Origin of the sequence: Streptomyces sp. A1277, from assembly GCF_004795015.1 — a bacterium.
Lineage (GTDB): Bacteria > Actinomycetota > Actinomycetes > Streptomycetales > Streptomycetaceae > Streptomyces.
In genome coordinates, this window is sequence record NZ_SSBI01000038.1 from 1 (window position 1) to 26621 (window position 26621).

A 26621-nucleotide genomic window follows, 5' to 3' on the forward strand; every position below is an offset into this window, starting at 1 on the left:
CGCGGCGGCGGGGGCGGGCGCGATGACGTGGGCGGCCTCGCCGGGCTTGTCGTCGTCGCCGACGATGGAGAGGCCGTCGTCGGCGGAGGGCTCGCCCGCGGCGGCGCGGTTCGCCTTGCCGTCCTCCTCGGCCCCGGCCTTCCCTGCGCTCCCCTTCTTCTCGTCGGCCTTCTTGTCCTCCGCGTCCTTCTTGTCCTCCGCGTCCTTCTTCTGCTTCTCGCCCTCGCTGCCGGCCTTGGTGCCGGCGCTCTTCTCGAGGGCGCCCTCGCGCGTCCAGCCCGCGTCCGCGAGCAGCGCCTGGGCCTGCTCGGTGTTCTGGGTGCCGAGCGCCTGGCTGCCGTCCTCGTACGCGGGCTGCCCGGCGAGGGCGAGATGGCTGCCGAGCGGCTGGGCGGGCAGGCCGAGCGGCTTGAGTACGGTGTCGGCGAGCTCCTGGCGGTCCAGGGCGCGGGCCACGGCCCGGCGCACCCGGTCGTCGGCGAGCGGCCCGGTCTCACCGTTCAGCGCGAGCTGGGTGTAGGCGGGCTCCAGCGACTTGCGGACGGCGTAGGCGCGCAGCCCGCTCTGCTCGGTGGCGTACGCCTCGGCGGCCCTCGCCTTGTCGTCCCTGACCTCCTGTTCCGCCTCGGCCGCCTCCTCGTCGGAGCCGTGCGCGACCGCCCAGGAGCGCAGCGCCGCGGCCGGGGTCAGCTCGGCGCCGGGTCCGGCGGCGGGCTGTGCGCCGCCGGTGCCCTCGCGGGCCGCCTGGACGATGCGGTGGGCGGCGGAGGCGTCGATGTCGGCGACGTCGACCTTGCCCTCGGCCAGTGCGTCGGTGCGGTCCTCGGGCTCGACCGCCTTGAAGACCAGCGAGTCGAGCTTGGCGGGGCTGCCCCACCAGCGCGGGTCGCGGGTCAGCGTGACGGACCCGGTCTTCTTGTCCACCTCGCGCAGCCGGAACGGTCCGGCCGTGGCCTTGATGGTGGTCCGCGCCCCGTCGTTGAAGGCGTCCGGGGAACCCGTCACCTGCTTCGGGTACAGCGGGGAGAACAGGGAGCGCCAGTCCGCGTACGGCTTGGCGAAGGTGACCTTGACCTCCAGGTCGTCGGAGCCGCGCTCGATCTTCTCGATGCGCTCGTACCCGGCGTTGCGGGCGGTCCAGAACGCGGAGTCCTTGCCGCTCAGCGCGCGCCACTGGGCGACGAAGTCCGGGGCGCCGATCTCGCGGCCGTCGCTCCAGACCGCCTGCTGGTTGATCCGGTAGAGGACGACCTGGCGGGGCTCGCGTTCGACGACCTTCGCGGATTCCAGGTAGTCCGGGTTCAGCTGCGGCATGCCCTTGGCGTCGAGAGGGAAGAGCGTCGGCAGCAGGGCTCCGGTGATCCGGGTGGTGGCGCTGTCGGCGTCCGCCTGGAAGGCGTTGAGGGTGGCGGGCATCGCGTCGATCGCCCAGGTGACCTTGCCGCCCTCGGCGATCTGCGAGCGGGCGGCGGGCGCCACGTCCTGCGGGACGACGACGGAGGCGGCCGTCTCCTCGCCGCCCGAGCTGCACCCGGCCAGTACGGGGATCGTGAGCACGCCCGTGGTGAGGAGCGCGAGGGAGCGGCGCTTTTGGGCCGTCCCGCGCGGGACGCCGACGTGGGACATGGCTGATACCTCCGGGGACGGCCCGGCCCACCCGCACCGGAAGGGGCCGGATTGTGCGTGTTGGGTGGAATTTGCAGCTGATCACACTGATTCCGCCCCTCCACTGAAAACGCCCCGCGCGAGGAGGTGGTGGAGACACGGCGCAGCCACCCGAAAGCTCACCCGTGCGGCGGAGCGCCGTGGCCCGGCGGGCCACGGCGCTCCGTGTCGTCCGGGCCCTCGGCCCCGGGCCGGTCAGCCCAGCAGCTTGACGATCTCCTCCGTGGTGCCCCTCTCGCCGAGGCGCGGGAAGATCCGCTCGACGCTGTTGTCGTGGGCCTCGGCGCTCATGTCGGTCATGGCGTCCGTGGCGAGGGTGACGTGATAGCCGTGCTCGTGCGCCGAGCGGGCGGTGGACTCGACGCCGATGCTGGTCGCGATCCCGGCCACCACGACCTGGGTGACGCCCCGGCGGCGCAGCTGGAGGTCGAGGTCGGTGCCGTAGAAGGCGCCCCACTGCTGCTTGGTGACGACGATGTCGTCCTCGCGCGGGCCCAGCTCGGGCACGATCTCCGCCCAGTCGGCGGCCGGCTTCCCGGAGCGGGCGGGCCCCTCGGTGCGGCCGGGGGCGCCGCCGGTGACGCGGACGAGGACGACGGGCAGGCCCTTGGCCCGGAAGGCGTCGGCGAGGGTCGCGGCGCGTGCGACGACGTCGGCGCAGGGGTGGGCGGCGGGCAGGCCGGTGATGCCCTTCTGGAGGTCGACGACGATCAGCGCGGTCTTCGGGTCGAGAACGGTGGCGGTCATGGTGGTGCTCCTTGTGAGGTGGCGCTCGAAGGGGGTCAGATACGGCCGCGCAGGGCGCGGTCGGTGACGGTGAGGACGATGAGCAGGACGCCCAGGACGGCTGCGACGGCGGCCATCAGGTGCAGGCCCCGGTCGTCGGCCGACTGCCCGTAGGCGAGGGCGATGAGGCTGGAGGCGGTGATGGCCCCCAGGTACTGGGCGGTGCGCTGGAGGCCGGCCGCGGCGCCGACGGATTCGGGCGGTGCGTACGCCTGGACGGCCGCCTGGTTGCTCGTACCGATCAGGCCCTGCGGGACGCCGAAGCAGGCGCCGGCCAGCAGCAGGACGGCCACCGGTGTGTCGCCGGACAGCAGGAACAGCAGCCCGGCCCCGGCGGTGAGCAGGACACAGGCCAGGACGAGCGGGCCGCGTATGCCCTTGGTACGGGCGCCCAGCAGCGAGCAGACCAGCGCGGCGAGGGACATCGGCAGCATCAGCAGCCCGGTGTGCCCGGACGAGTAGCCACGGGCCTCCTCCAGCCACTGCGTGTATCCGTACATCACGCAGTAGATCAGCAGGTAGCTGATCCCGTGCCGCAGATACGTACGCGACAGCGCGGCGTTTGCCGCCAGCATCCGCAGGTCGATGAAGGGCGCGGGGGTGCGCAGCTGCCACCGCACCAGGACACCGCTCAGCGCGGCGAACGGCGCGAGCAGCCACCACAGGGGGTGGGCGAGGTCGAGCAGGAAGAAGACCAGCACGGTCAGGGCGGTGGCGAACAGGCCGATGCCGAGCGGGTCGAGGCCGAGGCGGGGCGCGCGGCCGGCGGCGGGGCCGCGCGGCGGGTCGGCGGGGATCCAGAGCAGGGCCGCGCCGAACGCGATCAGGGCGACCGGCACGTTGACGGCGAAGATTCCGCGCCAGCCGGCCGTCATGACCAGCAGCCCGCCGAGCGTGGGCCCGACCGCCGCGCTGCCGAGCGCCGCGAAGGAGAGCCGGGCCAGCACCGGGCGCGGGGTGGGCCGCCCGATCCGGGCGGACTCGTCGCGCAGCACCGCCATCGCGGCCGGGTAGGCGGCCGACGTGCCGATGCCGAGCAGCAGCCGCGACACGATGAGCTGGCCGAAACCCTGCGCGAACGCGCCGACCAGGCCGGAGGCGACGACGACGACCAGACCGGCCAGGAAGACCCGGCGCGGCCCGAGGACGTCGGCGAGCCGGCCCAGGACGGGCTGGGCGACGGCACTGGCGAGGTAGAGGACGGAGATCAGCCAGGCGGTGTCGGCCGCGCCGATGGAGAAGTGGTGCCCGATCGCCACCAGGGCGGTGGAGATCATGGTCGTGTTCAGCGGGTTGAGGAGCGAGCCGAGCAGCAGCGGGGCGGTGAGCCGGGCGGTGAACCCGGCGGCGGGCGCCGTCCGCCGCGGGCGGTCCGTCGCGCGTGTCGCCCCGGGAGGCACCTCGCGACCGGTCACGAACCGACCAGGCGTTCGATGAGGGCGACGGCCTCCGCCACCGTGCGCCGCTCGCGCCCGTCGAGCTCGGCGGCTACGGCCTCGGCCAGCCAGTTCCGCTTGGCGGCCCTGACCTCGGCGAGCGTGGTGCGTCCGGCGTCCGTGACCGACATGACCGACTTACGCCCGTCGGCCGGGTCCGGCGACCGCTCCACGAGCCCCTGCCCCTCCAGCGCGCCCAGGGTCAGCCGCATGGACTGGGGGCGTACGAACTCGGCGCGGGCCAGCTCCGCGGTGGTCGCGGCGCCGCCGTCGTCCAGCCGGGCCAGCACCGAGCGCTGGGTCGGCGTCAGCAGGGACTCCGAGGACGAGGAACGCAGCCGCCGCAGCAGCCGGCCGACCACGGAGGCCAGCTGGTTCGCCACCTCTTCGGCGGACGGATCGACGGACCCGCCGCCCGATGCTTGCGTCATACATTCACCGTACGAGAACGACAGGCTGCCTTGCAAGGCGGCCTGTCAATCCCTACGGGCGCGCTACCGCTCCAGCCACCTCCCGAAGAACTCCTGACGCGCCTTCTCCAGCTCGGCGATGTCCTGCCCCATCCCCTCGTACAGGAAGTGCCCGGCCGGCACCGCCAGCAGCTCCCGCTCCCCGGCGAGCGCGTTGTGCACCGCGAACTGCCCCGGCGGCGGCACGGCCGGGTCGAACAGGGCCGCCGCCACCAGCGTCGGCCGCTCCAGGAACGCGGCGGCCGTCGCCGCGTCGAAGTACCGCAGCACCTCGGTCACCTCGGGGTGCTCGCGGTGGTGCCCGCGCACCGACTCCCCGCTCCCCACGCACGGCAGCGTGAGCCGCAGCGGGTGGTTCCCGAACGTGGGCACCGTCAGCTGCACCGCCGCGAACCGCTCGTCCCACGGCAGGGCCAGCGCGCCGAGCCCGCCGCCGAAGCTCTCGCCCAGATATCCCAGCCGGCCCGTCCCGGCCAGCTCCGGGACCAGCTCCTGGAGCGCGGAGGCCGCACACCACAGGTCCGCCACGCAGTCGCCGATGACATACGTGTCGCGCGAGGCGATGCCGTGCAGCACATGCCCGTCGGCCTGGTCGGGTATGCCCGCCACCCGGCCGCGCTCCCCCAGGCCCCGTACGCAGGGCAGGATCGCCGCCGACGCGGGCAGGGGCAGCGGCACGTCCGGCCCCGGTTCGGCCCGGCCGCCGTAGCCGTGGCCGATGACGAAGCCGTGGCGCACCGGCTCCCCCGGAGCCGTGTCAGCCGGCAGGGCGAGCCAGCCGCCCAGGCGCACCCCGCCCACGGAGGTATAGGTCACCCGGTGGACGCGCACACCGTCGCGCTCCTCCTCCAGCGGGCCGATCTCGGGTTCGGTGGCGACCGCGCGGGCCGCCGCGTACCGCTCCTGCCAGAAGGCGGCGAAGTCGTCCGGCGCGGGCGGCGCGGGGATCGCCCTCAGGTCGTCGAGGGTGTGCCCGTAGGCGGGATCGAAGGCGAAGTCGTGCGCGAAGGGAGTCATGATCGCGACAGTATTGAGTCGGCGCGGCGGAGCCGAGCCATTTACCCGCCGGGGGCCCCGTGAGCCCGCCACCTTGCGGGGCCTCTCGCCGGGTCGCGGACCCCGCAAGGTGGACATAGCCTCACAAACGTGACGCCGCCTGTGAGCCGTACCCGGATTCTCATACCGGGCCGGGCGCTGCTCGCCGTGCTGCTGACGGTGTGCTGGCTGGCCCTGGCCCCCGCGCCGTTCGCCCGCGCCGACGGGCCGATCACGCTGTCCCGCGACGGGCAGATCACCGACAAGGTGGGCGCGCTCGGCGACCGCGGGCCCCAGGTGGTCACGGCGCTCGACCGGCTCTACGACAAGCGCCGCGTCCAGCTCTTCGTGGCGTACGTCCGCGACTTCTCCGGCCGCTCCCCGCAGGACTGGGCCGACGAGACGGCCGACCGCAACGGGCTCGGCCGCGACGACGTCCTGCTGGCCGTCGCCACCCATGACCGGCAGTACGCCTACTCCGTCGACCAGGACTCCCGCCTCACCGACGCCCAGCTCCAGGACGTGGCGAACACCGCCGTCGAACCGGCGCTCAGGCAGAGCGACTGGGCGGGCGCCGCGATCGGGGCCGCCGACGGCTACACGGCCGTGCTGGCCGGCGAGGCCGTGCCCACCCCGGCGATCACCCCCGGCGCCGAGGACCCCGGCACGGGCTCCGGCGGGACCGGCACCGGCGACCTCCTGCTGCCGATCGTCCTCGTCGGCGCCGTCGCGGCCGTCGCCGCGTACGCCTTCCTCCGGCGCAGGCGGCGCGCCACCACCCGTACGACGCCCGGCGCCACGGGCTGGGGACCGGCAGGACCGGGCCGGGGCGGGGCCGCCCCGCCGCCGGCCCCGCTGCCCGAACTCGACGCCCGCGCCGAGGAGACGCTCGTCGCCACCGACGACGCGGTACGCACGAGCGAGGAGGAACTCGGGTTCGCCACCGCCCAGTTCGGGGAAGAGGCCGCCGCGCCGTTCACCGAGGCGGTGGCGTACGCCAAGGGCGAGCTGACGGCCGCGTTCCGGCTGCGCCAGCAGCTGGACGACGCCTTCCCGGAGGACGACGCGACCCGGCGGCGGATGCTGGACGAGATCATCAGCCGCTGCGCGGACGCCGACGGCCGCCTCGACGCGGTCTCCGAGGACTTCGACCGGCTGCGCGAGCTGGAGCGCGATGCCCCGCAGGCCCTCGCCGCCGCCGAGACCGCGTTCCGCGAGCTGGCCGGCCGGGTCTCGGCGGCCGGGGCGGCGCTCGCCTCGATGCGCGAGCGGTACGCGGAAGGAGCCTGGGCACCGGTCGCCGGTGACGTCGAACAGGCCAAGGACCGGCTGGTCTTCGCCACCTCCTCGCTCAACCGGGCCCGGCAGGCGGTGGACGGCGGCGACCACGCGGCCGCGGCCGTCTACGTACGGGCCACCGAGGGCGCGATCGGCCAGGCCGGCACCCTCGTCGACGGCGTCGAGCGGCGCGCGCGGGAGCTGGACGAGGCGGCCCAGAAGCTGCCGGCCGCGCTGACCGAGATGGAGACGGACCTCGCGGACGCGGGCGGGCTGCTCGAAGGCACGGCACAGGGGGCGTCCACGGCGGACCTGCGGGGCCGGATCGCCCGCGCACGGTCGGTGGCCGGCGATGTGCGCGAGGAGCAGGGCGCCGGCCGGTACGACCCGATCGACGCGCTGCGCCGGGTGGAGGAGGCGGACGCGGCGCTGGACGAGGCGCTGGCCGGTGCGCGCGAGCGGGAGCAGGGCGATGTGCGGGCCCGCTCGCTGCTCGACCAGGCGATGCTGACGGCGCGCTCGGCGGTCGGCGCCGCCGCCGACTTCATCACCACGAACCGGGGCGCGGTCGGCAGCGTGGCCAGGACCCGGCTCGCGGAGGCGCAGCGCCGCCTTGAGCGGGCCCGTGAACTGGCGGGCGCCGGCGACCCGCAGGCCGCGCTGGCCGAGGCGCACCGGGCGGACGCGCTGGCCGGCGAGGCGCGCAGCCTGGCCGAGCAGGACGTGCGGGGGTACGGGGGCCGCGGCGGTCCCGGCGGCATGGCGGGTGGGGGCGGCGGGGGCATGGGCGGCGCGGTCCTCGGCGGGATCCTCCTCGGCGGGCTCCTGGGCGGAGGCGGCCGGGGCGGCGGTTTCGGCGGGGGCGGTTTCGGCGGTGGGGGCTTCGGCGGTGGGGGCTTCGGCGGCGGGTTCGGCGGGGGCGGCGGGCCGGGCAGCTTCGGCGGCGGGGGCACCCGGGGCCGGCGCGGTGGAGGCGGCCGCTTCTGAACGCCCGTACGCCCCAGCCCGACCGAACAGCAGGACCGGACACACAGGAGAGGTGCCATGAGCAAGCAGACCGTTCTCGGCCGCGTCACCCAGCTGGCGAAGGCCAACATCAACGCCCTGCTCGACCAGGCCGAGGACCCGCAGAAAATGCTGGACCAGCTGATCCGCGACTACACCTCCAACATCGCGGAGGCCGAGCAGGCGGTGGCCGCCACCATCGGGAACCTGCGCCTGATGGAGCAGGACCACGTCGAGGACGTCGAAGCGGCGAAGGAGTGGGGCGGCAAGGCGCTCGCCGCCAGCCGCAAGGCCGACGAGCTGCGGGCGGGCGGTTCGGGGCCGGAGGCCGACAAGTTCGACAACCTGGCCAAGGTCGCGCTCGGCCGCCAGCTCCAGGCGGAGAAGGAGGCGAGGACCGCCGAGCCGACCATCGCCGCGCAGACGGAGGTGGTCGACAAGCTCAAGGCGGGCCTGGACCAGATGAAGGCGAAGCTCGCGGAGCTGAAGGCCAAGCGGGACGAGCTGGTGGCGCGCGCCAAGTCCGCGCAGGCGCAGAACCAGATGATGGACTCGGTCAAGAACATCAACGTCCTCGACCCGACGAGCGAGCTCAGCCGGTTCGAGGACAAGGTCCGGCGCGAGGAGGCGAAGGCGCTCGGCAAGCAGGAGCTGGCCGCCTCCTCGCTGGACGCCCAGTTCGAGCAGCTGGACGCGCTCGGCGACAGCGCCGAGGTGGAGGCCCGCCTCGCCGCGCTGAAGACCACGAAGTGAAAGCCGCCGTCGGCGGTCTCAGAACATGCTGAGCAGTTCCTCCACCGAGCGCTCGGCGGCCGGCCGGCCGTCGGGCAGCGGCAGTTCGAACCAGACCGTCTTGCCGCGCGGGGTGCGCCTGGCCCCCCAGGCCGCGCTGAGGAGCCCGACCAGCTGGAGGCCGCGCCCGCCCTCGTCCGTGTCGCGGGCCCGCCGGCGCCGGGGCTGGACGAGACCGGCGTCCCACACCTCGCAGACCAGGGTGCGGTCGCGCAGCAGCCGGAGCCTGATCTCCCCCTCGCCGTACCGCAGGGCGTTGGTGACCAGCTCGCTGACGAGCAGTTCGGTGGTGTCCACCAGTTCGTCCAGGCCCCAGGCGGTCAGCTGGTCGCGGGCCAGCTCGCGGGCGCGGCCGACCGAGCGGGGCTCGCGGGGCAGCCGCCAGTCGCCGACGGCCTCGGTGGGCAGCCCCTGGATGCGGGCCATCAGCAGGGCGATGTCGTCCTCGCCGTGCCGGGTGTGGAGCGAGGTCAGGACGCGGTCGCAGACGTCCTCAAGGGGGCGCTCGGGTTCGACCAGGGCGGTGCGGAGTGCGGCCAGGCCCTCGTCCAGCGGGTGGTCGCGCGACTCGACGAGACCGTCGGTGTAGAGGGCGAGCAGGGCGCCCTCCTTCAGCTCGACCTCGACCTCCTCGAAGGGTTCGCCGCCGACGCCGAGCGGCATCCCGGGGGGTACGTCGAGGAGCAGCGCGGCCTCGCCCGGCTCGACCACGACGGGCGGCAGGTGGCCGGCGTTGGCGAAGGTGCAGCGCCGGGTGACCGGGTCGTAGACGGCGTACACGCAGGTCGCGAGGTACACCTCGGAGAGGTCGGCCTCGCGGGACTTGTGGGCGGCGCGCGCGGGCCACTGGGCGCCCCCGCCGCCGTCGGACGCGGAGGCGCCGCCGGGGGCGCCGAGCCCCCGGGCGACCTCGTCGAGCGCGGACAGCACCTCGGCGGGCTCCAGGTCGAGCAGGGCCAGGGTGCGGACGGCGGTGCGCAGTTCGCCCATGGCCACGGCGGCGCGCAGCCCGCGGCCCATCACGTCGCCGACGACGAGGGCGGTGCGGTGCCCGGGCAGCTCGATCACGTCGAACCAGTCGCCGCCCACCTCGGTCGCGGTGTTGCCCGGCAGATAGCGGCAGGCGATGTCGAGCCCGGCGGCCTCGGGGTCGCCGGGGGGCAGCAGGCTGCGCTGGAGGATCAGGGCGCGTTCGTGCTCGCGGCGGTAGAGGCGGGCGTTGTCGATACAGACGGCGGCGCGGGCGGCCAGCTCGGTGGCCAGGGCCCGGTCCCGGTCGTCGAACGGCTCGCTGCCCTTCGTACGGGAGAACCGGACGAGGCCGACCACGGTGTCGTGGGCGACCATCGGCACGGCGAGCGTGGACTGCACGAAGCCCCGGTCGTCGCCGGGCACGTCCGCCACCCGGCCGGTGCGCAGGGCGACGGCGCAGGGTGAGCCGAAGGGGTAGCGGTGCACGGCGCCCAGCGCGGGGGGCCCGGCGGCGGCGCCCGGCGGTCCGGAGTCGGGCGCGGCGGGGGCGGGCAGGGCGTCCGACACGGCGCTGGCGAAGGCGACGCGGCGCAGTTCGGCGGAGCCGCCGACCGCTTCCTGCGGCAGCGGGCTCCAGCTGCCGGGCGCCGCCTCCTCGCCGGTGAGGAGGGCCTGGTGGAGGTCGACGGACGCGAGGTCGCAGAAGACGGGGACGGCGACGTCGAGGAGCTCACGGGCGGTGGTCTCCAGGTCCAGGGAGTTGCCGATGCGGGCGCTCGCCTCGTTGAGCAGGGCGAGGTTGCGGCGGGCGCTGGCGGCCTCGCGTGCGGCCATGTGGCGCCGGGTCACGTCGGTGGCGAGTCCGGCGATGCCGATGGGGCGGCCCGATCCGCTGTGCACCCGGTAGAGGTTCATCGACCAGTGGCGGCGCTCGGTGTCGCCCGGGGCCATGCCGACGAGCTGGAGGTCGGTGACGGAGTTGCCCGTCTCCAGGACCCGTTCGAGCGTGGCCGTCAGGCGGTCCGCCTCCGCGCCCGTGAGGTAGTCGCCGACGGTGCGGCCGCGGTGGTCGTCGGCCCGGCCGCCGAAGACGGTGGCGAACCGCTCGTTGGCCCGTACGACGGTGAGGTCGGTGCCGAAGAGGACGAAGCCGAAAGGAGATTGGCCGAATATCGCCTGCGAGGCGGCGAGATCCGTCTCGATCCGGCGCAGTGCGCGGACGTCCACGACGATGCAGACCGCCGCCCGCTCGCCCGTGGCGGTCTCACTGGGCATCACATAGATCTCGGCGAGCCCGTGCATCCCGCCCTCGCCGGGCATCCGGAAGGGAACGAGGCCCGTCCACTCCTTGCCGTCGAGCACCTCGCCGACCCGGCGGCGGCCCTCGCGGCGCACCTCCCCGGGCAGGAACGCCTCGACCGGGTCCTTGCCCACCGCCTGGTGCGCGGCAACGCCGAAGAGACCGGCGGCCCGGCGGCTCCACTGCTCGATCAGGCCGTCCGGCCCGATCGAGAAGGAGGCGACTTTGATGTAGTCGTAGATCGAGCCGGGCGGACTGCTCTGCCACACGACGTCGCCCGCTGTCCCAGGTATTTCGCTCACGCGACCGTCCCCTCCAGCTCACACACCGGACCGGTCATGCCCGCAGTATTCAGCACTACGGCCCCGTCCGGCACGGCGTTCACGATCACAGCACGGTCTCAGTCCCTTTCAGCCAGGTTCTGCCCGACCTCCGGTGATCGCTGTGCGTCCCACCTCACTCCTAACCAGGCAGGGCCAGCTCGAACCACACCGTCTTGCCGCTCTTTCCCCGCCGGGTCCCCCAGCGCCGGGCCGCGCAGGCCACGAGTTGGAGCCCTCTGCCGCTCTCGTCCTCGGGCCCGGCCGCACGTTCGGTGGGCGGATCCGGAAGCGGATCGGAGACTTCCACCAGGAGTCCGGGGTGGGCGCCGGAGCGGTCCCCGTCGGGGTGGGAGCGCATGAGGCGGACCCCGATGGGACCGTCCGTGTAGCGCATGGAGTTGGTCACCAGCTCGCTGACCAGCAGAACCGCCTCGTCACCGACGGCGGCGTCGAGCCCCCAGCAGCGCAGCGCGTCCTGCACGGCGTGCCGGGCGGTGCGCACGGCGCCGGGGACAGCCGGAAAGCTCCACTCGGCGCGGTCGCCTTCGGTATCGGTCACACCGATCACTCCCAGGGCCTGCAACGGTGACGCCCTGCATGCGGGGGCTAAACAGCACATACCCGATATTCAGGTCGAAATACCGCCGCCGTCGGCACGTGGGGCGTACGGGTGTACGGCGGTGCGCACGTACGGGTGCCCGGGAAGCGGGGGCGCACACGCGCGGCGCCGCACACCGCAGCACGGTCGCTCCGCCCGGGGGCGTGCGCCGCGCCCCGCGCCCCCGTGCTCAACGCGGGGCGGCGCCGGGCATCCGGCGTACAGCCTCCGCGACGGCGGGCCGGTCCTGCTCCAGCCAGTCGACCGTGTCGCACTCGCCGGGCCCGAGCCAGCGCAGCTCGTCGTGGTCCTGGAGGGGTGCGGGCACGCCGGACACCAGCCGGGCGGTCCACACGTGCAGGACATAGCCGCGCCCCAGGGGCCATGCGCCGGGGATGCGCTCCAGAGGCTCCGTCTCCACGCCCAGCTCCTCGCGGAGTTCGCGCACGAGGGCCTGTTCACCGCTCTCCCCCGGCTCGACCTTGCCGCCGGGCAGCTCCCAGCGGCCGGCCAGCTCCGGCGGCGCGCTGCGTCGCGCGGCCAGCAGCCGCCCCCGGTCGTAGACGGCCCCGGCCACCACCACGCGATCAGTCATGACGGGGAGCGTAATGCCCCACCCCCGGGGCCCCTGAAAGAGCCCACGGGTGGTCAGACCCCTAGCGGGTAACGCACCGGCGCACTAGGGGCGGGCGGCCTGCCCTATGCGTTCCACCCAGTAGAGCTGTTTGTGGCCGCGGTCCTGCAACTTGTCGGCCGTCCGCCGGGCCTCGTCCTGCGTGGCATACCTGCCCACGCGGTAGCGGTTGCCGTTGTCGTCCTGCCGTATCACCAGCCACGGGAGCACGGCACCGCTGTCACTCATCGTGTTTCTCCCGAGCATCGCGCCCCTCCCCTGAACGACGTGCACGCTTCTAAGGAACCCCAGGAAACCCCAGTACGCATATGCCCGAGCGTACGCCTGACCTTCACTCAACGCATACGTCTTTGCACAAAGAGGCACCGATCCGGCCAGGAACGGGTCAACGCCCTGGGGGCGCATCCAGCTGGATGCGCCCCCAGGGCGTCACAGAAGCACCCGCCGCCGCCTACGGCATCACGCGCAGGAGCGGAACATGACAATCGGGCGCAGGTGCCCGCCCGCCCGGCGGCGGTCACCTCACGGGCAGCCGGTAACCGACCCGGTAGCGGTCGGCCGGCACCACCACGTCGGCGGTCTCGACGGGCCGGCCCGATGCGTAGAAGGTCCGCTCGACCACCATCACCACATGGCCCGGCACACCGCCCAGCGCCAGGAGCTCCTCCGCCAGCCCCGGGCGCGCGCCGACCTGCTCGGCCACGTTGTCCACGACGACGTCGATGGCGGCCATGCGCTCGACCACCCCGCAGCCGCCCAACGGGCCCTCCTCCGGCAGCATCACCGGCGTGCGCCCCGTGATCACAAGGGGCTCCCAGGAGGTGGAGAGCATCATCGGCTCGCCCGCCTCCCGGAACACGTAGCGCGTACGCATCACGCGGTCGCCCGGTTCGATCCCGAGCCGCTCGGCGATCTCGGGGCTCGCGCCCTCCTGTTCACTCCTCGACTCCCAGGTCCCCCGCGCCCCCTCCGCCGACTGCTCCTGCCGGAACGGGCCCGCGCCCGCGTCGGGCCGGAAGCCGGAGCGCTCGATCATGCGCGGGACCGGGCGCTCGCGCACATACGTACCGGATCCGGACCGGCCCTCGACCAGGCCCTCGGCCATCAGGACCTTGCGCGCCTCCAGCGCGACGGTGTCCGAGACCCCGTACTCCTCGCGGATGCGCGCCTGCGAGGGCAGGCGCGTGTGCGGCGGCAGCGAACCGTTGACGATCTTCTCTCTCAGATCGCTCGCCACGCGCAGATAGGCGGGCCGCTCACCGAAAGCCACAGGCCACTCCCCAAGAGGTTGACAGACTGCGACAGCGTCGCAACCGTGGGTTCCGGACCGCAAGCGCAGGCCACAGTTTCACTCGAAGTGATGACATTGGGCGGGCCTGCGCATATCCCGCCACAAGCCCCGAGGGGCGGCCGCGCGAGCGCGGCCGCCCCTCGGTCGTGCCTGCGCCCGGTCACCAGTCGACGGTCTCCGACCAGACGGACTGGATGGAGCCCGGGCCCCACGGGTTGGCGGCGACGGACGCCTGGCCCACGGGGGCCCAGTCGCCGAGGACGATGCGCTGCGGAAGCCGGGGGTCCAGCGCGTTGAGCACCGCGTGGATCCGGTGGTGCCCGGTCCCGCCGGTGCACAGGCTGGAGATCGTGCTGCCCGCACCGCTCCCGTAGGAGACCGTGCAGTCGGTCGGCGCCGCCTGGGCGGAGGGGGCCGAGGTCAGCATCGCGCCGACGGCGGCCATGGCAACGGCTGCGGTACCGATCACACTGCGCTTCCCGAACATGAGACTCCTTGGGTCCAGTGGTGGGTCAGTGATGGGTCCAGTGGTGGAACTCGCCGCGATCCGCCGGACATCCGCTCGCGCCGGACATCCACTCGCGCCGCACGCATGACGTGTCGCGTTTACGACGTGTCAGATTCATGACACTTCCGGAGATCGCGTGAAGAATCCTCCACACATGTGCGCGTACTGACAAGAGCGTTGCCCATATTTGGTCCAGTCCAATCGGGGCGGCTTCACGCCAGAGGGACCGCGCGTAGGGAAACCCCTCAGCATTCGCGCAGTGCCTGGCAGCCGTGCCGGCCCGCTCCCCACACTCGTGCGTCGGCATCGCTCCCCACCGGGGCGACCCACCGCGCCGCCGCCCCACCACCCCACGGGCCGGCGGCCGGACCCCCCTGTACGAGGTGAAAGGACACCCCCGTTCCTATGTACATACGAAGAGCCGCGAGGCTTCTGACGGCCACTGTGGCCTGTGCGTGTGCTTCCGCCATCGCCCTGCCCGCGGCGACGGCCGCCCCGGCGCCGCCCGCCCCCTCCCCGGCCGCGGGCCCCCACGCCTTCGCCCCCGCCCCGTACACGACGCAGCCCTCGGCCGCCGTCCGCAAGGACGTGGAGGCCGACGCGGAGAAGGCCCTGGCGGCCCACGGGCAGGCCGCGCACCGCAGCGGCTCCGACTCCTTCACCGTCAGGAACCTGGTGGTCGACCGGGACGGCTCCGCCTCCGTACGGTTCGACCGGACGTACAAGGGCCTGCCGGCGTACGGCGGCGACGTCGTCGTACGGCTGAAGCAGAACGGCGCCTACGAGTCGCTGACCACGGCGGCGCGGGCCACGCCCTCGGTGTCCACCACGCCCGAACTCGCCGCGCCCCGCGCCTCCCAGCTCTCCAGGAAGGCGTTCCGGGGCTCGGTCGACGCGGTCTCCGCGCCGAGTCTGGCGGTCCAGCTGGACGGGGACGACGCCACCCTGGTCTGGGAGACCGTGGTCAGCGGGGTGCGCGCCGACCAGACCCCGAGCAGGCTGCACGTCCTGGTGGACGCGCGCTCCGGCGAGGTCGTCCGCACCAGCGACGAGGTGAGCACCTTCGCGGCCTCCGGCGACGGCGCCCCGGCCCGGACGGCCACCGCGGCGAAGGCCCAGGTCACAGCGCGGTCCGCCGCCGCCACCGCGGGCACCGGCCGCACCATCTACAGCGGGCAGGTGCCGCTCGACGTCACGCAGACCGGCGGCGGGTACGCCCTCCAGGACCCGTCGCACGGCAACGGCTACACCACCAACCTCAACCACGCCACCAGCGGCACCGGCTCCGTCTTCACCAGCTCGACCGGCACCTTCGGCACCGGCTCCGCGAGCGACCCCGCGTCGGCCGGCGCAGACGCCCACTACGGGGCGGCGATGACGTTCGACTACTTCAAGACCGCCCACGGCCGCAACGGCATCTTCGGCGACGGCCGGGGCGTGCCCTCGCGGACCCACTACGGCAACGCGTACGTGAACGCCTTCTGGGACGGCAGCCAGATGACGTACGGGGACGGCCAGGGCAACCAGCGCCCGCTGGTCGAACTCGACGTCGCCGGGCACGAGATGGCGCACGGCGTGAGCGGCGCGCTCACCGGCTGGGACGAGACCGGTGAGACCGGCGGCATGAACGAGGGCACCAGCGACATCTTCGGCACGCTGGTGGAGTTCTACGCCAACAGCCCGGTCGACAAGCCCGACTACACGATGGGCGAGCTGATCAACATCAGCGGCAACAACCAGCCGCTGCGCTGGATGAACCAGCCCTCGCTGGACGGCTCGTCGCCCGACTGCTGGAACAGCAACAACGGCAGCCTCGACCCGCACTACTCCATGGGCCCGCTGAACCACTGGTTCTTCCTGGCGGCCGTCGGCAGCGGCAACCACGGCTACGGCAACAGCCCGACCTGCAACAACTCCACGGTCAACGGGATCGGCAACGACAAGGCAGGAAAGATCTGGTTCAAGGCGCTGGCCTCGTACGCCAACAGCCGGGAGAACTACCACCAGGCCCGCATCGACTCGCTGAAGGCGGCAGCCGACCTCTACGGCGCCCACTGCACCGAGTACAACACCATCGACGCGGCCTGGGCGGCGGTCAGCGTCACCGGCGCGGACCCGGTCCCCGGCACCTGCGGGAGCCAGCCCGGTTCGCCCTCGGTGACCAACCCCGGCAACCAGACGAGCGCCGTCGGTTCCGCCGTCAACCTGCAGATCCAGGCGAGCGACCCGGGCGGCCAGGCCCTCACCTACAGCGCGAGCGGCCTGCCCGCGGGCCTGTCGATCAACTCCTCCACCGGCCGCGTCACCGGCACCCCGACCACCGCGGGCACCTCGGCCGTGACCGTCACCGCGAAGAACGCCGCCAACGCCACGGGCACGGCCGCCTTCACCTGGACCGTCACCGGCGGCGGCAACCCGCCGGAGGGCTGCGGCAACCTGCCGGCCTGGAACGCGACCACCGGCTACGCACCGGGCGACCGGGTCTCGTTCAACGGCCACACCTACACCTCGCAGTGGTACTCGACCGGCGCGGAACCGGGCGCCCCGGGCTCCTGGGCGGTCTGGACGGACGCCGGCCCCTGCTGACCCCTTGAGCACCTGACGTCGGACCACCGGTCACGGCGCGCGCCCTGTCGCGCCGTGACCGGTCAACGTGTGCGCGGGAGGGCGCCGTTGACCCCGTCCCCGCCCGGTCCTACATTCGGTCGGTCATGGGCGGGCCCTGCTGCACGGGCAGCGGGGAAGAAGGCTGCGCGCAGAGGGGCCCCGATGACCCGCTCCAGAACCGACCGTCTCCGTACCGCCGACTCCCGTGCCCCCGGCTCCCGCAGCGCCCTGCGCGGCGCGGCCCGCGCGCACCTGGAGGGCGGCGGCGGTGTCCTGCTCACCGGCCCCGAGGGCATCGGCAGGAGCACGACGGTGTCGCAGCTCGCGGACGAGCTGGCGGAGCGCGGGCACCGGGTGCTGCGCTGCGCACCGGCCCCGTCCGACCGGGACAGCCCCTTCCTCGGCCTCATCGACCTGCTGGCCGGCGTCGGCGACGCCCCGCTGACCGGCCTGGACGCCCGGGAGCGGGCCGTGCTCGAAGGGGCGCTCCTGCGTGGTACGCCGCCCGCCGGCGCCGACCCCACCACGGGCCGGGACGCGCTGATCCTGCGCATCGCCGTGCGCAAGGTCCTGGCCGCGCTCGCCGCGACCGGGCCGCTGCTGCTGGTCATCGACGACGTGCAGTGGCTGGACGAGCCGACGGCCCGGGTGCTGCTGTTCCTCGCCCGCCGCACCGGCCCGCGGTACGCCGTGCTCGCCGCCCTGCGCACACCGCCCGCGCCGCCCGCCGAAGGCCCGCGACCGGACCGCGCGGCGGCCCGGGAGCTGTGCCCGCAGCCGGTCCGCACGCTGCCCGTGGAGCCCATGACCGTCCGCGAGATCGCCGATGTGCTGGACGCGCACGGCGATGCCCCCTGGCCGCAGCGGCTGATCGCGCGCCTGCACGAGGCCGGCGCGGGAAATCCCCGTACCGCCCTGGAACTGGCCGCCGCCCTCCACGAAGCGGTCTCCTCCGGCGCGCCCCTGCCCGACTCCTGCGAACCGCTGCCCGTCCCCGAGTCCCTGAGCCGGCCGGTCCTGGACCGGGTGGAGGCGCTGCCCGCACGGGCCCGGCAGGTGCTGCTCACCGCGAGCGCCGCCGTCCGCCCGACGGTGGAGCTGCTGCGGCGGGCGGGCTGCCGGTACGCGGAGGCCGACGTCGACACCTGCGTACGGCACGGCCTGCTGCGGGCGCCGGACCACGGCACGCTCGGCTTCCCGGACCCGCTCACGCCGATGGTGCTGGCGGCCCGGACCCCGTACGCGCTGCGGATGGACGCGCACCGCGCCCTGGCCGGGGCGGCCGACGACCCGGTCGAGCGCGCCCACCACCTCGCCCGGCTGACCGCGGGCCCGGACCCGGCGGTGGCGGACCGGCTGGCCGAGGCGGCGGCCGCGGCCCGGCGCCGGGGCACGCCGGGGACGGCGGCGCGGTTCGGGCGGCTCGCGGCGCAGTACACCCCGGCCGACGGGACGCCCACCGGCATCGGCCGCCGGCTCACGGCCGCGGAGGACGGGCTGGACGCGGGCGACTTCGACTTCGCCCGGCAGCTGGCGTACGAGGTGCTGCGAGAGGCCGACCGGCCCGCCGACCGGGTGCGCGCCTGGAACGTGGTGCTCGACTCCTCGGGGCAGGCGATGTCGGAGGTCGCCGACGTGTTCCCCGAGGCGGTACGGGACGCGGGGCGCGATCCCGGGCTGCTGGCCCCGCTGCACTACCGCATGAGCTGGCACGCGTGGATGGTGGGCGGCTCGGCGCGGCGGGCGCGCGACCACGCGGCACGGGCGGCCGGGCTGGCCGCGCGGGCGGGCGACCGGCGTACGGAGGTGCTGGCGCTGACTCAGCAGGCGGCCCTGGAACTCTTCCTGGGCCTGCCCGGGGCGGAGGCCACGCTCGCCGCCTCCCTCGCCGCGCCGCACGACGCGTACGCGATGAGCCACCACAACGGGCCGATCTATCTGAAGCACCGCTTCCACCTCGCGCAGGACCAGCTGGACGAGGCCCGGGCGGAGCTGCGGACGCTCGTGTACACCCTGCGTCAGCGCGGTTCGGCGGACTGCCTGAGCCAGTGCCTGATCGGCCTCGCCCAGCTGGAGATCCAGCGCGGCCGCTGCCGGCAGGCGCTGTCGATGGCCCGCCAGAGCCTGCGGATCGCCGAACGGGCGGGGCTGAGCCAGGGTCCCGCCTGGTACGCGGTCGCCCTCGCCGAGACCGCGGGCGGCAGCCTGAGCCAGGCCCTGGCGGCGGCGGAGGCGGCCAGGCGGCACAGCGAGGACGACGACGACCGGCTGTTCCTGCCCAGGGCGCTGCACGCCGAGGGCCGGATCAGGCTGTTCAGCGGCCGGTACGGGCAGGCCGCCCGACTGCTGCGCCGTACCGCCGAGATGGAGAGCGCCCAGGGTCAGGGCGACCCCGCTGCCCGCCGCTGGCACGCCGACCTCGCCGAGGCCCTGGCCCGCAGCGGGGCGGTGGACGAGGCGGAGTCCGTCATCGGCCGGGCCCGCGCCCAGGCGGTCCGGCTCGGCAGGACCGGCGTCCTCGCCACCCTGGACCGGGCGGCGGCGACGGCCGCCGAGGAGCGCGGCCGCCTCGGCGCGGCGGCCGCGGGCTACGAGGACGCCGCGGCGCGCCTGCGGGCGGCCGGCTACCCCCTGGAGGAGGCCCGCACCCGGGTGGCCCTGGGCCGCGTCCGCCGCCGCCTCGGTGACGAGGGCGCCTCCCGCACGGCCTTCGCCCAGGCGCTGCGCGTCTTCACGGCGGCGGGCGCGCGGGCCTGGGTCGCGGGCGTACGGGCCGAGCGGGACCGGGGCGAGGAGGCGCCGCTCCCGCACCTGGACGGCAGCGCGTGGCCGGAGCGGCTGAGCTCGACGGAGCGCAGCGTGGTGACGCGGGTGGCCCAGGGCGCGACGAACCGCGAGATCGCGGCGGGCCTGACGCTCAGTGTGAAGACGGTGGAGGCGGCGCTCACCCGCGCCTACCGCAAGCTGGGCGCGAAGTCGCGCGTGGAGATCACCCGAATCGTCATGGCCCGCCCGGCAACCTGACGCGCGGTCAAGGGGGTTGCGCGCGCAGTCCCTTGACGGGGACACACCCATGAGTATGGTCTAGACCTGAAGGTGAGCCTCGGTCGCAGGAGCGGCCGACGGCGCGCGAAGGGACTGCGGGCGGCGCTCCCTCGCCACCGGCCGTACCCATGCCCTCACCGTGTCAGCACTCCCCCACACGAGGCCGCACCGGTGCGGGCGCGTCCGACCGCTGCCGTCACCCCGCGGCAGTCCCCAGTGAAGGAGTTGGCATGAACGCGAAGCGAAGACTGGCCCTCGTGATCGGTGCCGCAGTCGCCCCCCTGCTCGCGGTGGCCCTGCCGGCCGCCTCGGCCAGTGCCCACGGATACGTCTCCAACCCGCCGAGCCGCCAGGCCCAGTGCGCCTCGGGCGTCGTCGACTGCGGCCAGATCAAGTACGAGCCGCAGAGCGTCGAGGGCCCCAAGGGCCTCATGAGCTGCAGCGGCGGCAACGCGCAGTTCGCCGAGCTGGACAACGACAGCAAGGGCTGGAAGGCCACCCCGGTCGGCAGCTCCGCCGACTTCTCCTGGACGCTGACCGCCCGCCACGCCACGAGCACCTGGCAGTACTACATCGGCGGCTCGAAGATCGCCGAGTTCAACGACAACGGCGCCCAGCCCGGCGCCACCAAGACCCACCACGTGAACTTCGGCAGCTACTCCGGCCGCCAGAAGGTCCTCGCCGTCTGGAACATCTCCGACACGGCCAACGCCTTCTACGCCTGCATCGACGTCCAGATCGGCGGGGGCGGCGGGAACCCCGGCGGCGGCGACAACGGCAACCCGGGCGACTGCGCCACCGCCGCCTGGGACGCCGGCCGCGTCTACAACGGCGGCGACACCGTCTCGTACAACGGCCACACCTGGCGCGCCAAGTGGTGGGTCCAGGGCGACAAGCCCGGCACCACCGGCGAATGGGGCGTCTGGGAGGACCTCGGCACCTGCTGACGTCCACCCCTCGCCGCGCGCGTGCGCGGCGCGGCCTCTCCGCGGGGGTGTGGTGCTCCTGCGGAGGGGCTTTGCCATGCCCGCGTCCGGCTCCGATGGGCGAAAGGGGCGCGCAAGAGGCAACGGGCAACCCTGCCGAATCGTGATCCGCGAGGCGCGCCTCGTGCCAGACTCACTCTTGGATGCGGAGCGGAACGAACGCCTCACGAAGGGTGTTCGTCACCGGTCTTCGCATCTCCCAGTGAACGTCGAACGAAAGTCCCCGCGAGGGCACACGGCTCTCGCGGTCACTGTTCGAGGGGGAGTCTGATGACGAGCACACCTTCACACTTCGGCCCGGAGCTCCGCCGATTACGGCAGGAGGCGGGGCTGTCCCTGGCCGACTTCGCCACGGCGCTCAACTACGACAAGGGCTATCTCAGCAAGGTCGAGCGCGGCGGGCGTACGGCGTCACACGAGCTGGCCCGACGCTGCGACGCCTTCCTCGGAGCGAAGGGCGAACTGGAGCGCCTGGCCGTCGGCCCCGAGCCCGCTCCGGACCCCACGGAAGCTGCCGCGCCGGGTCTCTGGCAGGTCGGGCGCCGGGCGGTCCTCGCGGCGGGTACGGGGTCACTGGTCGACCTGGGACTGAAGCTCGGCGGTCAGCCGCTCTCCGTTGCCGGGCCGCTCCTTCTCTCCTTCCGGGCGCAGTTCGACCAGTTGCGCCAACTCGGCCAGTCCACCGCACCGAAGCTCCTGCTCCCCCTTCTGGAGACGCAGACGCGGACGGTGGCCGGGCTGGCCGCCGACACTCCGTCCGCCTCCCGCGCCCCCGTGCTCCTGCTCGCTTCGCGGTTCGCGGAGTTCACCGGCTGGATGGCCCAGGAGGCCGGACGCAGCGGCGCGGCGCTCGCCTGGACCGGTGAGGCCGCCGAACTGGCCCGCGCCGGGGGCGACCCGTACCTCGGTTCGTACGCGCTCGTGCGACGTGCCTTGGTCACGTTCTACGACGGCGACGCCGCAAGCACCGTCGCTCTGGCCCGCCGAGCCCAGCGCGACGGCATCCCGTCCCGCATCCGAGGGCTCGCCGCTCAGCAGGAAGCGCAGGGCCACGCACTCGTCGGGGAGGAGCGCGACTGCTTGCGCAGCCTCGACAGGGCGCATGAACTACTCGACAGCGAGGACGCCCGCAGCGGCACAGGGCCGGTGCTCGGCACCACCCATGTGAGCGATCCAGCGATGATGGCGACCGGCTGGTGCCTGTTCGACCTCGGTCGGCCCAGGAGCGCCGCCGAGATCCTCGACCGGGAGTGCCGCCGCCTTCCCGCGCACGCCCTGCGCACCCGCGCCCGGTACGGCTTCCGCAGGTCCCTGGCTCACGCGGCCTCCGGGGAGGTCGAGCACGCCTGCACGATCGCCGGAGAACTCCTCGGCGTGATGCCGGCCGTGCCCTCGGCCACGGTGAACAGCGACGTCCGGCGTCTCGCACGAGAGCTCCACCGGTTCCGAAGCAGCCGGGCCGTACGTGATCTGCAGCCGGCGCTGGCCCGGGTGCTCGCCCCCGCGCAGACCTGAGACCGGCTCCACGCCTCCCCGTATCCGCGACTGATACCCCGGCCTAAGCCGCCCGGTCCGCCAGGCAGCCCGGCCCTCCGGGGCATGCCTCTCCGCACAACACTCTGATCCCCGTCCGACGCGCCCCACCGCGCTCCGGCCCATGAGGCTGTCTGCGATCGGTGACGCGTGGGCGGCGCACCTTCCTCCGTACTCCACGCGTGGACGTGCCATGCCGTCACGCGCCCGGCACCTCGCGCCTCCCCCCTGGCCCGTCGGGGGATCTCCACCCCAACCCACCCGAAGAAGGGAACCTCCATGCCCGACGTCTTCGTCAACTACCGCACAGGCGATGAGGAAACAACAGCCGCCCTCATCGGGCGCGAGCTCGCCCGGCGGTTCGGCCGCGAGCGGGTATTTCTCGACAGCAACTCGATCGAGCCCGGTCGCCGCTATCCGGGGGAACTGGTCAAGGCGGTCGAGGAGTGCCAGGCGCTCCTCGCCGTGATCGGCCCGCGCTGGGCGGAAGTGTGCGGGGCCGACGGCCGCCCCGCACTCGAAGCCCGGCAGGACTGGACCCGGCGCGAGATCGAGACGGCGCTCGACCGCGGGGTCCTGGTGATCCCCGTGCTCGTCGGAAAGGCCACGCGGATCGACCCCGCCGTCCTCCCGGAGGATCTGCGGGAGCTGGCGGACTGCCAGTACAGGCGGTTCGACCACCGCAACGCCGAGTCGGACCTCGCGGCGATCGGCGACGCCCTCGCCAGGCTGCTGCCGGAGCTGGGCGAGCAGGACCGCGACGCCCGTGCGGCACGGGAGCGGGCAGAGGCGAAGCCCCGCAAGAAAGCGGCCAAGGACCGCGGGCACACCAGGATGCGGGCACGCGATCTGGAACAACGCGTACGCGGCGGCATCGGAAACCTAAACGGAGACCTCGGCACCTTCGTCAACGAGCCGCAAGGACCCGTGAACACGGGTCGCGGGCACCAGTACAACGCCCCGCACTTCGAGGGGGACAACACCGGCGTCCAGTTCACGGCGGGCGACAACAGCGGTACGGTCCACCAGCGCTTCGAGCGCGAGCGCCGGCGCTCGGACGACGACCGATGACCGAGCAGGAACGCGTCACCGTCAACGATCCGCGCGGCCCGGTGAACAACGGTGAGGGGCACCAGTACGTCTTCTACGGCGCCGGCCCGGACTGGTTGCGCCGCAAGGGGGTCGAGTCCCTGCGCATCGTCCGCGAGGACCGGGTGCGCCTGGCCGACCGGTTCGCCCCGCCGGGGGGGTACCGCGCCGCCGCCGAACGCCTGGAGAAGCCCGGGTCGGTGGTTCTGCTGGACGCACCACCCGGCAGCGGTCGCCGCGCCGCGGCGATCATGCTGCTGCACGAACTCGGGGAGGACGGGGGCACCGACGAGGTCGAGGCCCGGTTCGAGGAGCTTCCGGCAACCGACACGGACGAGGACGCACCCGTTCCCGGCGAGAGCGACCGATTCCTCCTCGATCTCTCCGGGATCACTGACGAGGATGCGTACGCCAAGGCTCGGCACCGCCTCGCCGTAAGCCGGTCCCGGGTCCAGCGGGCGGGCGCCCACATGGTGGTCGTTCTGCCGTCGGGCATGGGGCACGCCCACGCGCCGGACCTCGAACCGGACACGGTGAAGCTGCGGCGGCCCCGGGGCGTGGCGGTCATCACCCGGCACCTCCGCGTGGCCCGGATGGACTTCCGCCCCTCGGACCTGCGGAGCGCTGGGCTCCAGCACCTCTGCGACCGCTCGCCCATGCGGGAACTGGCACGGCTCGCAGGACTGGTGCGAGACGCTCGCGACAGCGGCCGGTTCGGGGCGGACTTCGCGGGATGGCTCGACCAGGCGATGCACGCGGTCACCGACCGGGCCGACGAGGTGGGCCGGCAGGTGGGCGACGTCCGCACCGCGCCCGAGCGGGCCCTGCTGCTCGCGGCCGCGGTGTTCGAGGGGGCCCGCGCCGACACCGTGTACGAGGCGTGGCACGGCCTGATGAGGGCGGTGCGCCACGAGGAGGAGACGACGACCGAGCTCGCCCGGACGGACTTCGGGGAGCGGCTGGCAGACCTCGAAATCGAGCGGGACGCCGAAGGACGGCTCCACTTCAGGCCGCTGGCCTACGCCGAGGCGGTACGGACGTACTTCTGGGCGAACTTCCCCGGCCTGCGCGACGACCTCAGGGACTGGATCGCCCAGGCCACCGGATTCGGCGGACTGACCATCGACGACCGGCTCAACGTCGTCATCCGCTTCGGCGAGCAGTCCCTCACCGTCGGGCGGCCCGACCACCTCTTCGACCTCGTGGTGCGCTGGGCGGACGGCGTGACCGGGGCGGCCTGCGACCCGCGAGCCGTGGCCGCTCTCGAACTCGGCCTCAGCCACGAAAGGCTCGGCGGGTGGTTCCGCAGGCGGATGTACGAGTGCGCCAGGTCCGGCTCCTTGTCGGACGGCCTCGTGCGCGTCCTGACCGCCGCCTGCCGCCAGAACCTCGCTGCGACGTACCCGGATCAGGCTCTGGTGCGGCTGCACTACCTGGCCGCGCGGCAGGGGGAGGCGGCGCGCGAAGCGAGGGAGGCCCTTCTCGACCTTGGCAGCAGCGACCCCGAGCTCTACCGGCTGCTGATCGGCCGCCTGCGGAATCGGACGTGCGGCGAGCGGCGCGGAGCGACGGCCCATCTCCAGCTGCTCACAGAGCTCTTGGGGAGCGATTGGGCTCCGGATCCACCACCGTGGCCGGAGCTGTTCCGGGGGTGGGAAACGGTCTTCTCCGGGCCACCGACGGACCGCTGGGCCCCGCTGGTGACCAGTTGGCTGACCAGCGTGGCGCAGGACGGCACGCGGGACATGGCGCTGGGCGTGATGGTCGGTGCGACACACGGCCGCGCGACCGCACTCCACCGTCTCTACGCCATCGCCTGCGACTGGGCGGCAGCGCGGCGTGATCCCCCCCGGGCAGCGGTCGCCGACCGCTTCTGGCGACACATCGACCAGGCCCCGGTCGCCCGCACAGAGCGTTCCGAACCCACGAGACGCACGGGCGGCGCCGAGCCACCGACCACGGAAGAGGAACGATGAAAGACCGCTTTCCCAGCATCCTGTTCGTCACTCTCTGCGGCCTGACACCGGCTGCCGTCGGAAACCTCCTGCGTTGGTCGCCCTGGCTCTGGGGCTTCATGTCCATGGTCACGGTCTCCGGCTCCCTGCTGCTCGTGCTGACGGCCGCCAGCAGCGGCCGCGCACCGGCCGACCTGTACGAGCCCGCGGAACCCGAACCGCCGACTGCACCGGCGGAGCGGCCATACCAGGAGACCCGCGTGATCGACGCGGCCCTGCCCAGCGCGACGGACGGCTACGACTTCCTCTTCTCCGCCACCGTGTGGTGGAGGCCGGCCCCCGACTGCGCGGACTGGTCCGACAGCGCCTCCCCGGCCCTCGCCGTGTCCTCGGTCGTCAGCCGCGCCCTGGCAGTGGTCCGCCGCGAGGAGCCCGGCCGGGCGACTTTCGCGCGATACCTCCTGGAAGGAGAGCTAGGCATCCCGCTCACGGACCGCAGCGGACGGGTGGAGGCCATGGTGGCCGATGTGACGCTGACCCTGGCTCCCGGCGACCGCGAGCGCCTGCGGAAGCTGAGTGACCTCCGCAAGGACGAGGAGATCTGGGAGTACGAGCGTCAGCACGAGCGCAACAAGCGGCGCTACCTGGGGGACGACGTACTGACGAGCGCGGGCAGCGCCGTCGTGTGGTGGCTGGCCCGTCACGAGGACGAGATCGAGAAGGCGGTCGACATGATCGGCCCGCTCGCCCAGATCGCGGCGGCGGCGAACGACGAAGAGGTACCCGAACTCTTCCGCCACCTGCTCGTCCCACCCATGGCCGCCCGCAGCGAAGCAACCGTAGGAGGCCCGCTCCGGGACGGGCCCGCCCAAGAGGGAAGGGACTTCGACCGCGAGGAAGAGATCGGGGTCGCGGACCGCCTGCTCCTGCTGCTGGCGGCGGCCGGCCTGAAGCCGGACATGGACGGGTACACAGTCATGGTTCACCGTGTGGTGCGCACCCTGGAAGCGGAAGGGCTGGACGAGGCCGCCGCGGAGATCAGGCAGACCATTCTCGTCACGCCCGGGGAGGACGGGACCGATGAGTTCGCCGACGCAGCCGCGTTCACGCCAGGGTCGGCGGAGAACGGCGCAAGCGACCGGGACCGGGGCTGGTGGGGGGCGAGCGAGGACGACCTGCCGCCCCGGTACTCCTGGGACACCTCCCACAGCCCGCACCGGCCCCCCACACCTCTCGCGGGGGACGAGGAGGACGAGGGCGTGAGCTGATCCGGTAGACGGCCGGATCTCCCCCATCCCCCTCTCGGCGCGCAC

The 26621-nt window shown here is 73.8% G+C and carries 20 protein-coding genes; 9 read left to right on the plus strand and 11 right to left on the minus strand.

Going from position 1 to position 26621, the window contains the following annotated elements; all coding sequences use genetic code 11:
• The 5 genes from E6R18_RS23450 to E6R18_RS23470 form a co-directional block, all read right to left on the minus strand.
• On the minus strand, nt 1-1626 hold a 1626-nt coding region (locus E6R18_RS23450; protein ID WP_136318881.1), incomplete at its 3' end, for an ABC transporter family substrate-binding protein.
• Nucleotides 1627-1860: 234 nt separating this feature from the next.
• Complete coding sequence (locus tag E6R18_RS23455) at nt 1861-2412, minus strand: isochorismatase family protein (protein ID WP_136318882.1); 552 nt, start codon at nt 2410-2412, stop codon at nt 1861-1863.
• 35 nt (nt 2413-2447) lie between these two features.
• Nucleotides 2448-3851: an MFS transporter gene (locus E6R18_RS23460; RefSeq protein WP_136318936.1), complete on the minus strand. Its 1404-nt coding sequence runs from the start codon at nt 3849-3851 to the stop codon at nt 2448-2450.
• Between the two features lie 11 nt (nt 3852-3862).
• A complete protein-coding gene (locus E6R18_RS23465) occupies nt 3863-4318 on the minus strand; it encodes a MarR family transcriptional regulator (RefSeq protein WP_136318883.1) in 456 nt (151 codons plus the stop codon).
• 63 nt (nt 4319-4381) lie between these two features.
• Complete coding sequence (locus E6R18_RS23470) at nt 4382-5374, minus strand: acetylxylan esterase (RefSeq protein ID WP_136318884.1); 993 nt, start codon at nt 5372-5374, stop codon at nt 4382-4384.
• Between the two features lie 141 nt (nt 5375-5515).
• On the opposite strand from E6R18_RS23470, the gene E6R18_RS23475 reads away from it, so the two are divergent.
• Nucleotides 5516-7657, plus strand: a complete 2142-nt coding sequence (locus tag E6R18_RS23475; RefSeq protein ID WP_136318937.1) for a TPM domain-containing protein — start codon at nt 5516-5518, stop codon at nt 7655-7657.
• Between the two features lie 57 nt (nt 7658-7714).
• Nucleotides 7715-8428, plus strand: a complete 714-nt coding sequence (locus tag E6R18_RS23480) for a PspA/IM30 family protein (protein ID WP_136318885.1) — start codon at nt 7715-7717, stop codon at nt 8426-8428.
• 18 nt (nt 8429-8446) lie between these two features.
• On the opposite strand, the gene E6R18_RS23485 is transcribed toward E6R18_RS23480, so the two are convergent.
• The 6 genes from E6R18_RS23485 to E6R18_RS23510 form a co-directional block, all read right to left on the minus strand.
• Nucleotides 8447-11008: a SpoIIE family protein phosphatase gene (locus tag E6R18_RS23485; RefSeq protein WP_136318938.1), complete on the minus strand. Its 2562-nt coding sequence runs from the start codon at nt 11006-11008 to the stop codon at nt 8447-8449.
• Nucleotides 11009-11201: 193 nt separating this feature from the next.
• Nucleotides 11202-11630, minus strand: a complete 429-nt coding sequence (locus tag E6R18_RS23490) for an ATP-binding protein (RefSeq protein ID WP_136318939.1) — start codon at nt 11628-11630, stop codon at nt 11202-11204.
• Between the two features lie 220 nt (nt 11631-11850).
• Complete coding sequence (locus E6R18_RS23495; RefSeq protein ID WP_136318886.1) at nt 11851-12255, minus strand: (deoxy)nucleoside triphosphate pyrophosphohydrolase; 405 nt, start codon at nt 12253-12255, stop codon at nt 11851-11853.
• Between the two features lie 84 nt (nt 12256-12339).
• Nucleotides 12340-12522, minus strand: a complete 183-nt coding sequence (locus tag E6R18_RS23500; RefSeq protein ID WP_136318887.1) for an SPOR domain-containing protein — start codon at nt 12520-12522, stop codon at nt 12340-12342.
• 289 nt (nt 12523-12811) lie between these two features.
• Nucleotides 12812-13564: a GntR family transcriptional regulator gene (locus E6R18_RS23505; protein ID WP_136318888.1), complete on the minus strand. Its 753-nt coding sequence runs from the start codon at nt 13562-13564 to the stop codon at nt 12812-12814.
• Nucleotides 13565-13745: 181 nt separating this feature from the next.
• Nucleotides 13746-14072 carry a hypothetical protein gene (locus tag E6R18_RS23510; RefSeq protein ID WP_136318889.1) on the minus strand — a complete coding sequence of 109 codons (327 nt, stop codon included), beginning with the start codon at nt 14070-14072 and terminating at the stop codon, nt 13746-13748.
• Nucleotides 14073-14498: 426 nt separating this feature from the next.
• Between E6R18_RS23510 and E6R18_RS23515 the strand changes: the two genes are divergently transcribed.
• The 7 genes from E6R18_RS23515 (at nt 14499) to E6R18_RS23545 (ending at nt 26576) form a co-directional block, all read left to right on the plus strand.
• Nucleotides 14499-16679: a M4 family metallopeptidase gene (locus tag E6R18_RS23515; RefSeq protein ID WP_136318890.1), complete on the plus strand. Its 2181-nt coding sequence runs from the start codon at nt 14499-14501 to the stop codon at nt 16677-16679.
• 183 nt (nt 16680-16862) lie between these two features.
• The gene (locus E6R18_RS23520; protein ID WP_136318891.1) at nt 16863-19724 is read left to right on the plus strand and encodes a LuxR family transcriptional regulator; all 2862 of its coding nucleotides are present in this window, start codon (nt 16863-16865) and stop codon (nt 19722-19724) included.
• A gap of 251 nt (nt 19725-19975) precedes the next feature.
• Entirely contained in the window at nt 19976-20692 is a 717-nt protein-coding gene (locus E6R18_RS23525) for a lytic polysaccharide monooxygenase (RefSeq protein WP_136318892.1), read from the plus strand.
• 309 nt (nt 20693-21001) lie between these two features.
• The gene (locus E6R18_RS23530; RefSeq protein ID WP_136318893.1) at nt 21002-22246 is read left to right on the plus strand and encodes a helix-turn-helix transcriptional regulator; all 1245 of its coding nucleotides are present in this window, start codon (nt 21002-21004) and stop codon (nt 22244-22246) included.
• Between the two features lie 297 nt (nt 22247-22543).
• Nucleotides 22544-23335: a toll/interleukin-1 receptor domain-containing protein gene (locus E6R18_RS23535; RefSeq protein WP_136318894.1), complete on the plus strand. Its 792-nt coding sequence runs from the start codon at nt 22544-22546 to the stop codon at nt 23333-23335.
• Nucleotides 23332-25329, plus strand: coding sequence for a hypothetical protein (locus E6R18_RS23540; protein WP_136318895.1), 1998 nt, complete (start codon nt 23332-23334; stop codon nt 25327-25329). Before E6R18_RS23535 ends, E6R18_RS23540 begins: the two co-directional genes overlap by 4 nt.
• Entirely contained in the window at nt 25326-26576 is a 1251-nt protein-coding gene (locus E6R18_RS23545; RefSeq protein ID WP_136318896.1) for a hypothetical protein, read from the plus strand. The genes E6R18_RS23540 and E6R18_RS23545 overlap by 4 nt, the downstream gene beginning before the upstream one ends.
• Nucleotides 26577-26621 lie beyond the last annotated feature (45 nt).